A 13,670-nucleotide genomic window follows, 5' to 3' on the forward strand; every position below is an offset into this window, starting at 1 on the left:
ACAGCGCTATGGAAACGAAGCAACGGAAACAGGTGAGGTGAAGGTTGGCTGAATTGACTTCTGCCGCTGGGCGGATACAGGTACTGGACCCCCGTCTGGCGAACCAGATTGCGGCCGGAGAAGTAGTCGAGCGGCCTTCGTCGGTGGCCAAGGAGTTGATCGAAAACGCCATCGATGCGGGCAGCCAGCGCATCGAGGTGGATATCGAGCAGGGCGGCGCCCGCTTGATCAAGATCCGCGACGACGGCATCGGTATCGGCGAGCAGGACCTGCCGCTGGCCCTGGCGCGTCATGCCACCAGCAAGATCACCAGCCTGGAAGATCTGGAAGGTGTCAGTTCGCTGGGGTTTCGTGGGGAGGCGCTGGCCTCCATCAGCTCGGTCTCCCGGCTGGAGCTGGTATCCAATGCTGAAGACGATCCTCGCCAAGGGTGGCGGGTGGTGGCGGAAGGGCGTGGCATGGAGGCCAGAGTGACGCCTGCGCCGCACCCGCGTGGTACCAGCGTGGCGGTGCGTGATTTGTTCTTCAACACGCCGGCCAGACGCAAGTTTCTGCGCACCGAGAAGACCGAGTTCGCCCATGTGGAAGAGGCGTTCCGCCGCCAGGCCTTGTCGCGTTACGATATTGGCTGGGTGCTGCGCCATAATCAGAAAGTGGTGCATCAACTGCCGCCCGGGGATACCGCCGCCGCGCGAGAGCGGCGCATCGCTTCGCTGCTGGGCAAGAACTTCATCGAGCATGCCCGCTACATCGAGCGGGAAGCCGGGGGGCTAAGACTCAGTGGCTGGGTGGGTCTGCCGACGCACTCGCGCTCCCAGGCGGACCAGCAGTATTTCTTCGTCAATGGGCGCGTCGTGCGCGACCGGCTGGTGGCCCACGCGGTGCGTCAGGCCTACCGAGACGTGCTCTACAACGGTCGGCATCCGGTCTTCGTGCTCTACCTGGAGCTGGACCCGGACGTGGTGGACGTCAACGTTCACCCCACCAAGCATGAAGTGCGCTTTCGCGATGGGCGCATGGTGCACGATTTTCTCTACTCCAGCCTGCATCACTGCCTGGCAGTGTCTCGGCCCAGTGAAGTTGCCGAGCCCGAGGTTGACCAAGCCCCGCAAGCCGAGTCGATTACGTCTGATGCCGAGCCGCCTGCGGCCCCGGCGCCACGCTGGCAGCAGCAGGGCATGGCGTTAGCGGAGAGTGAGGGTCGCCACCCAGGAGCCGAGCGGGTGCGGCGGTTCATGCAGGGTTACCAGGCGCTTCACCCCGACCATGAAGAGACGCTGCTGACGCCTCAGCCCAGCCCGCCAACGGCCACGATGCCTGAAGCTCATCAGGTGCGCGAGGCGCCGCCCGTCATGCCCCAGGAGGATGCCACGGCCGCGCCGCCGCTCGGGTTCGCGCTGGGTCAGCTGCATGGTGTTTATATTCTGGCTCAGAACGCCCAGGGGCTGGTGCTGGTGGATATGCATGCGGCCCATGAGCGCATCGTCTATGAGCGCATGAAACAGCAGTGGTCTGCCGCGCAGGGGATCGATGCTCAGCCGCTGCTGGTACCGGTGTCGCTGGCCGCCAGCCGCAGCGAAGTGGCGACAGCCGAAAGCGAGCGCGAGGCCATTGCGCAGCTAGGTATCGAGCTGGACGTGGCAGGGCCGGAAACGCTGCTGGTTCGCCAGTTGCCAGCCCTGCTGGCGCAGGCAGACCCCGAGGAACTGGTGCGCGAAATGCTGGAGGAGCTGTCGCGCTTTGGCCGCACCCATCAGGTAGAGGCGCGCATTCACGAGCTGCTCTCCACCATGGCTTGCCATGGCAGCGTGCGCGCCAATCGCCGCCTGACTCTGGATGAAATGAATGCGCTGCTGCGCGACATGGAGCGCACCGAGCGTAGCGACCAGTGTAACCATGGTCGCCCCACCTGGACGCAAATGAACATGAAGGCGCTCGATCGTCTGTTCTTGCGTGGCCAGTAGCCTTGAGACACCCCCTATGAACCTATTCCGTGAAGCAGGCCAGACCGATGGTTGACCAGCGCCCTTTGGCGATTTTCTTGATGGGGCCTACCGCGGCAGGCAAGACCGACGCGGCCATTGCGCTGCACGAAACCCTGGGGCACGAACTGATCAGCGTCGATTCGGCCATGGTGTACCGTGGCATGGATGTCGGCAGCGCCAAGCCGAGTGCTGCCGAGCTGGCCCGCGCCCCTCATCGGCTGATCGACCTGCGGGACCCGGCAGACCCCTATTCCGCCGCTGATTTTCGTGAAGATGCGCTGCGCGAGATGCGGCAAATCAGCGCGGCAGGCAAAGTCCCCCTGTTGGTGGGCGGTACCATGCTCTACTTCAAACGCCTGGTGGAAGGGGTGGCCAATCTGCCCGCCGCAGACCCACTCATTCGTGAGCGGCTGGCGGCCATGCAGGCAGAGCAAGGGCTGGCAGCGCTGCATCGCGAACTGGCCAGCGTGGATCCGGTCTCGGCGGCGCGCATTCATCCCAACGACCCGCAGCGGCTGATGCGTGCTCTGGAAGTGTTCCATGCCAGCGGCAGGCCCATGAGCGAGCTGTGGGCTGAACAGGAAACGGAAACCTTTCCCTGGCGGTTGCTGTCGATAGCCTTGTCGCCGCTCGATCGCTCGATATTGCACCGGCGTATTGCCCAGCGATTTGACGCCATGCTGGATGAGGGCTTGATTGATGAGGTCGCCGCCCTCAAAAAGCGTAAAGATATCCATGCGGGCTTGCCCTCGATGAAAAGTGTTGGCTACCGTCAAGTATGGGAATATCTGGATGGTGAGTATGACCGGGACGAGCTGGTGTCCCGGGGAGTGATCGCTACACGTCAACTGGCCAAGCGGCAGCTGACGTGGCTGCGTAGCTGGCCAGCACTGCGCTGGATAGATACGCAGCAGCCGGGTGCGCTGGATAAGCTGCTGAAATTCGTGCGTGAAAGCGGTGCTTAGCGTAAGATAGTGATTTCGTAACAAGTGTTTTAGAGTGAGTGTTAGAGTGGCCTCTGGCTCTCGAATCGACACTAGGCCTTTCGGGCAACAAGATTGCGGCGCAGCACCAGTAGGGCGCGCCATTTGATAACCAACCCCAACGACAGTTTAGGGAGAGCAACATGTCCAAAGGGCAGTCCCTTCAAGACCCGTACCTGAATATTTTGCGCAAGGAGCGCATTCCGGTCTCTATTTTCCTGGTAAACGGCATTAAGTTGCAGGGCCAGATTGAATCGTTTGACCAGTTTGTCATCTTGTTGCGCAATACCGTCAGTCAGATGGTTTATAAACACGCCATTTCCACCGTCGTGCCCTCGCGCAATGTGCGCCTGCCAGCACAGGATCCCTCAGCGGCCGACGCTGACATCTGAGACGGCTGGATGGCAAGAGAGTCCATGAGGTATTGATTGTTTTTTGAACGCCCTGAAGCCGGTGAAACGGCAGTCCTTGTTCACGTAGATTTCTATGATGAACAGGCACGAGAAGACCCGGGTGAGTTCCTGGAACTTGTGCGCTCTGCCGGTGCAGAGCCCGCGACATTGCTCACAGCCAGCCGCCAGCGACCCGATTCCCGAACCTTCATCGGAACCGGGAAGCTGGAGGAGCTGCGGGCAATGCTCGCAGCCCATGAAGCAGAACTGGTGATCTTCAACCACAGTTTAAGCCCTTCCCAGCAGCGTAATCTTGAGAAGGAACTCAAGTGCCGTGTGTTGGACCGCACTGGGCTGATTCTCGATATTTTTGCTCAGCGGGCACGAACCCATGAGGGCAAGCTGCAAGTCGAGCTTGCCCAGCTAGAATACATGTCCACCCGCCTGATACGCGGATGGACCCACCTTGAGCGTCAAAAAGGTGGCATTGGCTTGCGCGGTCCTGGCGAAACACAGCTGGAGACCGACCGGCGATTGCTGCGTGGCCGCATCAAGTCCATCCACAAGCGTTTGGACAAGGTGCGCAGCCAGCGTGAGCAGAATCGCCGCGCCCGAGCCAGGGCCGAGATCCACAGCGTATCGCTGGTGGGGTATACCAACGCGGGTAAATCGACGCTATTCAACGCGCTGACCAGCGCCGAGGTGTATGCCGCCGACCAGCTGTTCGCGACGCTGGACCCGACGCTCAGACGGTTGGAAATAGAAGATGTCGGCCCCGTCGTGCTGGCCGATACCGTAGGCTTCATTCGCCATCTTCCCCACAAGCTGGTGGAGGCGTTTCAGGCGACTCTGCAAGAGGCTTCCGAAGCCACGCTGCTGGTCCACGTGATCGATGCCGCTGACCCGGACCGCGAACTGAACGTGGCGCAGGTGGACGAAGTGCTCAAGGAGATCGGCGCTGACGGCGTGCCGGTGCTCAAGGTCATGAACAAGATCGACAAGCTGGATAGCGCGCCGCGCATCGAGTACGACGGTCACGGCGTGCCGAGCGTGGTATGGCTATCTGCTCAGCAGGGGCAGGGTCTGGAGCTGCTGCACGAGGCGCTGTCAGAGCGTCTGGCCAATGACGTGATCGGCTTCTCGTTGACCCTGGCGCCAGAGCAGGGCAGGCTGCGCGCTGGCCTACACGAGCTGAATGCCGTACGCGAAGAGAGTTTCGACGAGCAGGGGCGTTCCGTACTGGACGTGCGCCTGCCGCGGCGTGATTTCAATCAGCTGATGGCCCAGCTGGGCGAGCGCGCCAATACCTATTTACCAGAAGCATTACGCGAATCTGACGAATGGTAGCCCTTCAAGTGCCAGCTGCCCATGGTGCAGTGTTGTGGGGGTATGGTACAAGATTGATATAGCAATAATATCAAAAGCACTCGGCCTTGCCTGAGCGTAAGGTACGGTGCAGGTGAACACCTTAGTGGAGACGAAGTATGGCCTGGAATGAGCCCGGTGGTGGCAACCAGCACGACCCCTGGAGCAGTGGGGGGCGTCGTGGTAGCAATAACGGCGGTAACAACGGCGGAGGCAATGGTGGGAACGGCGGTAACAACCAGGGGCCTCCCGACCTTGATGAAGCGCTCAAGAAGTTTCAAGACAAGCTGAACGGCATGCTGGGCGGCGGCAAGAAGAGCGGTGGCGGTAGCGGCGGCAACAAGGGCGGCGGCAAGCCGCGCAACTCGTTTGCACTGCCCGGCTTGCTGCTGATCGTGGCGCTGGCCATTTGGGGTGCGTCCGGTTTCTATCTGGTCGATCAGTCTGAGCGTGGCGTCGTTCTGCGTTTTGGTGAGTTCCAGGGCATCGTTAGTCCCGGTCTGCAGTGGAATCCGCCGCTGATCGACGATGTGCGTATGGTGAACGTCACCCGCGTTCGCTCCGTTGCACAGACCCAGTCGATGCTGACTCGCGATGAAAACATCGTCGAAGTCGAAATCTCTGCCCAGTATCAGGTGGCCAATCCGCGTGATTTCGTACTGAACGTGCGCGATCCGGCACTCTCCATCGAGAATGCGCTGGACTCGGCTCTGCGTCACGTGGTGGGCGGCACCGACATGATCGACATCCTGACCTCGGGTCGTGAAATTCTCGGTAGCTCGGTGGCCAGCCGCCTGCAGACCTATCTGGATGCCTATGGTGCCGGTATTCGTCTGCAGACCATCAACATCGAATCCACCTCGGCGCCCGCGCCAGTGATCGATGCTTTCGATGACGTTATCCGTGCCCGCGAAGATCGCCAGCGGACCATCAACGAAGGTATGGCCTATGCCAACGCGATCATCCCGGCTGCACAAGGTCAGGCTCAGCGCGTGGTAGAGCAGGGGCAGGGTTACCGTGAATCGGTCGTTGCCGAAGCACAGGGTCAGGCCAACCGCTTCAATGCGCTGTTGACCGAATACCAGAACTCACCGGAAGTGATGCGCGAGCGTATGTACCTGGATGCCATCGAAGAAGTCTTTGGGAACACGCCCAAGGTGCTGCTGGATATCAGCGACAATGCGCCCTTGATGTACCTGCCGCTGGATCAGATGCGCAGTGGAAGCAGCAGCGGTTCGAGCAGCTCCAGCAGCAGCGACAGCAGCAGTAACAGCAGTGACGCCATCGACCCGCGCGTGCTCGATTCGCTGCGTACCAGTCAGGGTGGCGCTTCGTCATCATCCAGTAGTTCGTCCATTCGCAGGGAGGGTCGCTAAATGATTAATAACCGTTCCCTGCTGATCGTGGGTGGCCTGGCCGCAGTTGCCTGGCTGGCCAGCAACAGCCTGTACGTGGTGGATGAGACCGAGCGTGCCGTCAAGCTGCGCTTTGGTGAAGTCATCGAAGAGAACATTCAGCCCGGGCTTCACGTCAAGATTCCGATTGCCCAGACCGTGCGCAAGTTCGATGTGCGTCTGTTGACCCTCGATACCGATACCAGCCGTTATCTGACCCTCGAGCAGAAAGCGGTCATCGTCGACTCCTACGTCAAGTGGCAGGTGGTCAACCCCACCCGTTACTACGAGGCCACTGCGGGTGACGAGATGATGGCGGTGCGCCTGATTCAGCCCCGTGTCGACGAAAGCCTGCGTAATGAGTTCGGTCGTCTCAATCTTCAGGAAATCATTGCCGAGCGCCGTGATGACCTGATGACCGGACCCACCGGCGAACTCGACGAGCTGATGCGTGAAGAGTTGGGCGTGGCGATTCGTGATATTCGTATCAAGCGGATCGACCTGCCGGAAGACGTATCCGCTGCCGTCTTCGAGCGGATGCGCTCAGAACGTGAGCGTGAAGCGCGCGAGTGGCGTGCCCAGGGTCAGGAAGAGGCCGAGCGTATTCGCGCCAACGCCGACCGCCGCCGTCAGGTTCTGTTGGCGCAAGCCAACGAGCGTTCCGAGACCCTGCGTGGTGAAGGGGATGCCGAAGCCGCCGCGATCTTCTCCCAGGCTTACAGCCAGGATCAGGAATTCTTCGCCTTCTGGCGTAGCCTGAACGCCTATCGCCAGAGCTTCTCCGGCGACGGCAACCTGCTGGTACTGGAGCCAGACAGCGACTTCTTCCGCTACCTGCGCAGCGCCATGCCGGCCAGCGACGAGTAAGCGAAGGATGCTGGTTTCCCGCTGGGCGATGCGCCCGGCGGGGTTCAACTGGGCTCCAAACGTGGTAGACTTTATCAACCGGGCGTCGCCCGGTTTTTTTGTGGCCCCATTTCACGTGCGTTATCAGGCCGGGCAGGTCAAGGTGCCCTCCTGGTGTCGTCGGCCGGGCCTTCATCGTCTCGCAGGATTGTTCACATGACCATCGCTGACCGCTGGCTACTGCCTGACGGCATGGATGAGGTGCTGCCGCCTCAGGCAAGCCGCATGGAAGAGCTGCGCCGTGCGCTACTCGATCTTTATCACGCCTGGGGCTATGACCAGGTAATGCCGCCACCGGTAGAGTTTCTCGACTCGCTGCTGACGGGTACCGGCACCGACCTCGACCTCCAAACCTTCAAGCTGACCGACCAGTTGACGGGGCGCATGATGGGCGCCTCGGCAGACGTCACGCCCCAGGTGGCGCGAATGGATGCGCACTCGCTGAAACGTCAAGGGCCGGTACGCCTGTGCTACTGCACCAACGTGCTGCGTGCCAAGGCCGACCAGCATCAGGGGGGACGCAGCCCCGTTCAGGTGGGTGTCGAGTTGTTTGGTCATGCGGGGCTCGAAGCCGACAGCGAAATCATTCACCTGGCGCTTGCCAGCCTGCATGCCGCTGGTGCCAGTGAGATCCACCTGGCGCTGGGGCATATCGGCATTTATCGCAGCCTGGTCGAAGCCGCTGCGCTCAGCGAAGAGCAGGAGCGTGCGCTGTTCGAGGCGCTGGCGCTCAAATCGCCTGGGCAGTTGGCCGAGCAAGTGGCGGCCAGCGTCAAGGACCCGGTATTGGCGGAGATGCTGATGGCGCTTGGCGAACTGCACGGCAATGCCGAGGTGCTGAGCGAAGCGCGTGAGCGGTTTGCAGGCGCACCGGCGCCGGTCAATGCCGCGTTGGATCAGCTGGAAGCGCTGTACAAAGGGGTGTTGGCGCGTTTCGACGTGGCCCTGTACTTCGACCTGGCCGAGCTGCGTGGCTATCAGTACCACACCGGCATGATGTTTGCGGCTTACGTTCCCGGTTATGGCTACGCATTGGCCAAAGGGGGGCGCTATGATGATACTGGGCGTGCCTTTGGGCGTGCCCGCCCGGCGACGGGCTTCTCGATGGATCTGAAACAGCTGGCCTCCCTGGCGCCAGCGTCTCCTGACCGCAAAGCGGTGTGGGCGCCAGCCCAGCAGGATGAGTCGCTCAATGCTGCCATCGTGGCACTGCGCGAGCAGGGTGAACGCGTTATTCAAGCGCTGCCTGGGCAGCGTACTGGGCCGGCGGAGCACAACTGTGACCGCCGTCTTGAGTTTATCGACGGCCGTTGGCAGACAGCGGCCCTGACACAAGAGACGAGTGCATAATGGGTAAGAATGTCGTAGTCCTGGGGACTCAGTGGGGCGATGAAGGCAAAGGCAAGATCGTTGATCTGTTGACCGAGTCCGCTTCTGCCGTGGTTCGCTTTCAAGGTGGCCACAATGCTGGCCATACGCTGGTCATTGATGGTGAGAAAACCGTTCTTCACCTGATTCCGTCCGGCGTGCTGCGTCCGGGCAAGACCTGCGTCATCGGCAATGGCGTCGTGCTCTCTCCGGAAGCCTTGATCAAGGAGATTCGCGAGCTGGAAGCCAAGGGCGTGCCGGTGCGTGAGCGTCTGCGCCTGTCACCAGCCTGCCCGTTGATCCTGCCGTACCACGTGCGCCTGGATCAGGCGCGTGAAAAGGCCCGTGGCGTGGCCAAGATCGGCACTACCGGTCGCGGCATCGGCCCGGCTTATGAAGACAAGGTCGCCCGTCGTGGCCTGCGCCTGGGCGATATGCTGCATCGCGAGCGTTTTGCCTCCAAGCTGGGCGAAGTCCTCGATTACCACAACTTCGTACTGGTGAATTACCACGGCGAACCGGCGGTGGATTTTCAGGAAGTGCTCGATGGCGCCATGCAGATGGCCGAAGAGCTGCGCCCCATGGTCAGCGATACCGTCAGCATGGTCCACGACCTGCGCAAGGCCGGTGAGAACATTCTGTTCGAAGGGGCTCAAGGCTCGCTGCTGGATATCGACCACGGTACCTACCCCTACGTGACCAGCTCCAACACCACGGCCGGTGGTACCGCCACCGGCTCTGGCGTGGGCCCGCTGTACCTGGATTACGTGCTGGGTATCACCAAGGCGTACACCACGCGTGTAGGCTCTGGCCCGTTCCCCACCGAGCTGTTCGACGACCACGGCCGCCACCTGGCCGAGCGCGGCCATGAGTTCGGTGCTACCACCGGGCGTCCGCGTCGCTGTGGCTGGTTCGACGCCGTGGCCTTGCGCCACGCCGTGCAGATCAACTCGGTCTCGGGTATCTGCTTGACCAAGCTGGACGTGCTCGATGGCCTGGAGAACATTCGCGTCTGTGTCGGCTATCGCAGCAAGGACGGCGAAGTGCTCGACAATCCGGTGGACTCAGAGGGCTACGAAGCCATCGAGCCGGTCTATCACGACCTGCCGGGTTGGAAAGAGTCGACCCTGGGCGCCAGGAAGGTCGAAGATCTGCCCGCCAACGCTCGTGCCTACATCAGCTACCTGGAAGAGCAGGTAGGCACCAGCATTGATATCATCTCTACCGGCCCTGACCGCGTGGAAACCATCGTGCTGCGCAATCCCTTCGACAGCTAATACCTGCCGATGCCAGCCAAACGGGGCGACGGTGACGTCGCCCCGTTTTGTTTGCAGCCCTGGCGCGCACTCAAAAGTCGATGCCGCGCCGCGCCTGCAGGCCGTTATTGAAGGCGTGACGCACCTCCTGCATTTCCGTCACCGTGTCGGCCATGGCCACCAGCTCGCGATGGGCATTGCGCCCCGTGATGATGACGGTTTGCTCCCTCGGTCGATTGGCCAAGGCCTGTTTGACCGTGGCGATGTCGAGATAGCCGAACTTGAGCATGTAGGTGATTTCATCGAGCACCACCAGGTAGGTGTCGGGGTCGCTCAGCATGGCCTCGGCCTGCTGCCATACGGCCTGGCAGGCAGCGGTGTCGGCCTCGCGGTTTTGGGTATCCCAGGTGAAGCCGGTGGCCATGATGGCAACGCTCAAGTGCGGGTCTTCTTCCAGGCGATTGCGCTCGCCACACTCCCATAGCCCCTTGATGAACTGCACGACGCCGACTTTATAGCCGTAGCCCAGCGCCCGGGTAACGGTGCCCCAGGCAGCCGTGGTCTTGCCTTTGCCGTTGCCCGTATTGACCAGCAGCAGGCCACGCTGCTCGGTGGCCTTGGCGACTTTCTCGTCCACGTGGGCCTTGAGTTTTTCCATGGCTGCCTTGTGGCGCGTCTCGCGATCGCTCATCGAATCTCCTCGTGATGGGGTGTCGTGCCCTGTCGAATTTACGCTGGGTAAAAACTTCGGGTAACAGAATTGGCCGCTGAGTGCCTTGCTGCTCTAGAATAGGAGGCTATGTCTCGATAGGAAACAGGTCATGCCATCTTTTGATATTGTGTCAGAGTTCGATCAACACGAAGCCGCCAATGCGGTGGATCAGGCGAACCGCGAAGTACAGTCGCGCTTTGATTTTAAAGGCGTGGATGCCAGTTTTGCGCTGGAAGGCGACAAGGTACAGCTGGAAGCCGAAGTCGACTTCCAGCTCAAGCAGATGCTGGATGTGATGCGCAGTCGGCTGATCGCACGGGGTATCGATGCGCGCTGCATGGACGTCAAGGACCCGGTGCTTTCCGGAGTGAAAGCTCGCCAGGATGTAGTGCTCAAGCAGGGGCTCGACCAGGCCGAAGCCAAGGACGTCGTCAAGCGTATCAAGGCCAGCAAACTCAAGGTGCAGGCCCAGATTCAGGGTGAAAAGGTGCGCGTGACGGGCAAGAAGCGCGACGACCTGCAAAGCGTGATGGCCCTGCTGCGCGGCGAAGAGGGGCCCGACCTGCCGCTTCAGTTCGATAATTTCCGCGACTGATCACAACCGCATAGCCGCGTCGTGCAGCCGAAAGCTGCCACGGCGCGTTCACTTTATTGCCCACAGGAGTCACGAATCATGTCTGATCCGCAGCCGGTCTATTTAAGCGACTACCAGCCGCCCGACTATCAGGTCACCCATACCGAGCTGACGTTTGATCTTGACCCCACCGCGACCCGTGTCAAGGCACGTTTGACCATTGAGCGCCATGCCCAGGCCGCGCCGCAGGCGCCGCTAGTGCTCAATGGCGAGCATTTGACCCTGCGCTCGCTCGAGCTCGACGGTCGCTCGCTGGCAGAGAGCGAGTACCAGTTGAGCGATACCCAGCTCACCATTGGTGAGGTGCCCGAGGCGTTCGTGTTGGAGAGTGAGGTCGAGATTTCACCCAGCACCAACACCGCCCTGGAAGGGCTCTATCAATCCAACGGCATGTACTGTACCCAGTGCGAGGCCGAGGGGTTTCGGCGTATCACCTTTTATCCTGACCGCCCCGACGTCATGGCCACTTACAAGGTCACCGTGGTGGGCGATGCCGAAAGCGAGCCGGTGCTGCTGGCCAACGGCAACCCCGTCGAGCGTGGCGAGCTGCCTGGCGGGCGTCACTTCGTCACTTGGGAAGACCCGCATCCCAAACCCTGCTACCTGTTTGCCCTGGTAGCGGGCAACCTGCACAAGGTCGAGGATCACTTCACGACCCTGAGCGGTCGTCGCGTGACCCTTCAGCTGTGGGTGGAGCAGGAAAACCTGAACAAGACCGATCACGCCATGACATCGCTGAAGCGCTCCATGGCCTGGGATGAGCAGACCTACGGGCGTGAGTATGACCTGGACCTGTTCATGATCGTGGCGGTGAGCGATTTCAACATGGGAGCCATGGAGAACAAGGGGCTGAACATCTTCAATTCGGCAGCCGTGTTGACCCACCCGGATACCGCCACCGATGCGGCTTTCCAGAACGTGGAAGGCATCGTGGCCCACGAATACTTCCACAACTGGTCGGGCAACCGGGTCACCTGTCGGGACTGGTTTCAGCTGTCGCTGAAAGAGGGCTTCACGGTCTTCCGGGACCAGTGCTTCTCGGCGGACGTCAACTCGGCGCCGGTCAAGCGTATTCAGGACGTGTCGTTTTTCCGTACGGCGCAGTTTGCTGAAGATGCAGGCCCCACGGCTCACCCCGTACGCCCAGACCACTATATCGAAATCACCAATTTCTACACCCTGACCATTTACGAAAAGGGTGCTGAAATCGTACGGATGCTGCGCAACCTGCTGGGCTGGGAGGCGTTCCGTCGCGGTGCCGACCGCTACTTCGAGCGCTTCGACGGTCAGGCGGTGACTATCGAAGACTTCGTCGGCTGCATGGCCGAAGTATCGGGGCTGGATCTGGAGCAGTTCATGCGCTGGTACGCTCAGGCGGGCACCCCCGAGATAGACGCCAACGGCGAATACGACTATGCCAATGCCGTGTACCGCCTGACGCTGCGCCAGCGTACCCCGGCGACGCCCGGACAGCCGGTGAAGCAGCCGCTGCACATCCCCGTGCGTATGGGGTTGGTCGGCACCAAGTCGGGCCATGACCTGACCCTGACGCTGAACGGCGAGTCGCTGGGCAAGGATGCCGTGGTGCACTTGACCGACGATGAGCAGACGTTTGTGTTCACCGACGTTCCTGAAGCGCCAGTACCCTCGCTGTTGCGCGATTTCTCGGCACCGGTGAAGCTGCACTTCCCCTATTCACGGGAAGAGCTGGCGTTCTTGCTGACCCACGACAGCGATGGCTTCAATCGTTGGGATGCCGGTCAGCGGCTAGCCATGCTGGCGCTGGACGATCTGATCGCTGCTCATCGCAACGGGGTCGAAAAGGTCATGGACGGCCGCGTGGTGGAGGCTTTCAGAACCCTGTTGACTGGCCCCATGCAGGACAAGGTCGTGCTGGCCGAGATGCTGACGCTGCCCTCCGAGGCCTACATTGCCGAGCTGCAGCCGATCGTCGATGTGGATGCCATCCATGCGGCGCGAGAATTCGTTCGCCAGTCGTTGGCACTGGCCCTTCGTGAGGAGTTCCTGGCGGTCTATCAGGATAATCTCAGTGATGCGGCCTATGCACCTTCGGCTGAACAAATTGCCCAGCGCAGCCTCAAAAACGTGGCGCTCTCCTATCTGATGTCGATCGAGGATGACGAGGCCGTGGCGCTGTGCGAAGCGCAGTTCACGGCGGGACACAACATGACCGATGTGCGGCACGCCCTGACGCTGCTGGCGCACAGCGACCGTGACGACCTGGCGGCGCCTGCGCTGAAAACGTTTGGCGAAAAGTGGGCCCACGACCCGCTGGTCATGGACCAGTGGTTTACCATCCAGGTTACCCGGCCTCAGGCGGATGTGCTGGAGCGGGTACGCTACTTGATGCAGCACCCGGCCTTCTCGATCAAGAACCCCAACAAGGTGCGTGCGCTGGTGGGGGCATTTGCTCAGAACCGGGTGAACTTCCATCGCCTGGACGGGCAGGGCTATGCTTTGCTGGCCGATGTGGTGATCGAGTTGAATCGACTCAACCCGGAAATTGCTGCACGGCTGATCACGCCGTTGACCCGCTGGCAGCGCTTTGACGAGGCTCGCCAGCAGCTGATGCGCCAGGAACTGATGCGCATTCGCCAGGAGCCGCTCTCGGCGAACGTCTACGAAGTGGTCGAAAAAGCGTTGGCTTAAGATCG

11 protein-coding genes are annotated in these 13,670 nt (G+C 61.2%); 10 read left to right on the plus strand and 1 reads right to left on the minus strand.

What is annotated here, in order from left to right; all coding sequences use genetic code 11:
* Positions 1–53: 53 nt before the first annotated feature.
* The 8 genes from mutL (at position 54) to HSS18214_RS0100980 (ending at position 9,670) form a co-directional block, all read left to right on the plus strand.
* Positions 54–1,964 (plus strand): DNA mismatch repair endonuclease MutL, encoded by a 1,911-nt coding sequence (mutL, locus tag HSS18214_RS0100945; RefSeq protein ID WP_016913444.1) that lies wholly within the window; start codon positions 54–56, stop codon positions 1,962–1,964.
* A 47-nt stretch (positions 1,965–2,011) separates the two neighbouring features.
* Positions 2,012–2,950, plus strand: a complete 939-nt coding sequence (gene miaA, locus HSS18214_RS0100950; protein WP_016913445.1) for a tRNA (adenosine(37)-N6)-dimethylallyltransferase MiaA — start codon at positions 2,012–2,014, stop codon at positions 2,948–2,950.
* A 161-nt stretch (positions 2,951–3,111) separates the two neighbouring features.
* Positions 3,112–3,360 (plus strand): RNA chaperone Hfq, encoded by a 249-nt coding sequence (gene hfq / locus HSS18214_RS0100955; protein ID WP_016913446.1) that lies wholly within the window; start codon positions 3,112–3,114, stop codon positions 3,358–3,360.
* 36 nt (positions 3,361–3,396) lie between these two features.
* Positions 3,397–4,707 carry a ribosome rescue GTPase HflX gene (gene hflX / locus HSS18214_RS0100960; RefSeq protein WP_016913447.1) on the plus strand — a complete coding sequence of 437 codons (1,311 nt, stop codon included), beginning with the start codon at positions 3,397–3,399 and terminating at the stop codon, positions 4,705–4,707.
* A 137-nt stretch (positions 4,708–4,844) separates the two neighbouring features.
* Positions 4,845–6,101, plus strand: coding sequence for an FtsH protease activity modulator HflK (gene hflK, locus HSS18214_RS0100965; protein WP_016913448.1), 1,257 nt, complete (start codon positions 4,845–4,847; stop codon positions 6,099–6,101).
* Positions 6,102–6,986 carry a protease modulator HflC gene (gene hflC / locus HSS18214_RS0100970; protein WP_016913449.1) on the plus strand — a complete coding sequence of 295 codons (885 nt, stop codon included), beginning with the start codon at positions 6,102–6,104 and terminating at the stop codon, positions 6,984–6,986.
* Positions 6,987–7,181: 195 nt separating this feature from the next.
* Positions 7,182–8,375, plus strand: a complete 1,194-nt coding sequence (locus HSS18214_RS0100975; protein ID WP_016913450.1) for an ATP phosphoribosyltransferase regulatory subunit — start codon at positions 7,182–7,184, stop codon at positions 8,373–8,375.
* A complete protein-coding gene (locus HSS18214_RS0100980) occupies positions 8,375–9,670 on the plus strand; it encodes an adenylosuccinate synthase (protein ID WP_016913451.1) in 1,296 nt (431 codons plus the stop codon). The genes HSS18214_RS0100975 and HSS18214_RS0100980 overlap by 1 nt, the downstream gene beginning before the upstream one ends.
* A 70-nt stretch (positions 9,671–9,740) precedes the next feature.
* Here HSS18214_RS0100980 and cobO read toward each other — a convergent pair whose 3' ends face one another.
* Entirely contained in the window at positions 9,741–10,340 is a 600-nt protein-coding gene (cobO, locus tag HSS18214_RS0100985; RefSeq protein WP_016913452.1) for a cob(I)yrinic acid a,c-diamide adenosyltransferase, read from the minus strand.
* Positions 10,341–10,470: 130 nt separating this feature from the next.
* On the opposite strand from cobO, the gene HSS18214_RS0100990 reads away from it, so the two are divergent.
* Together HSS18214_RS0100990 and pepN are read left to right on the plus strand one after the other, a co-directional pair.
* Positions 10,471–10,956, plus strand: a complete 486-nt coding sequence (locus HSS18214_RS0100990; protein WP_016913453.1) for a YajQ family cyclic di-GMP-binding protein — start codon at positions 10,471–10,473, stop codon at positions 10,954–10,956.
* 78 nt (positions 10,957–11,034) lie between these two features.
* Positions 11,035–13,665, plus strand: a complete 2,631-nt coding sequence (pepN, locus tag HSS18214_RS0100995; protein ID WP_016913454.1) for an aminopeptidase N — start codon at positions 11,035–11,037, stop codon at positions 13,663–13,665.
* Positions 13,666–13,670 lie beyond the last annotated feature (5 nt).

The organism is Vreelandella stevensii S18214 (genome assembly GCF_000275725.1).
In the GTDB taxonomy this organism is placed as follows: domain Bacteria; phylum Pseudomonadota; class Gammaproteobacteria; order Pseudomonadales; family Halomonadaceae; genus Vreelandella; species Vreelandella stevensii.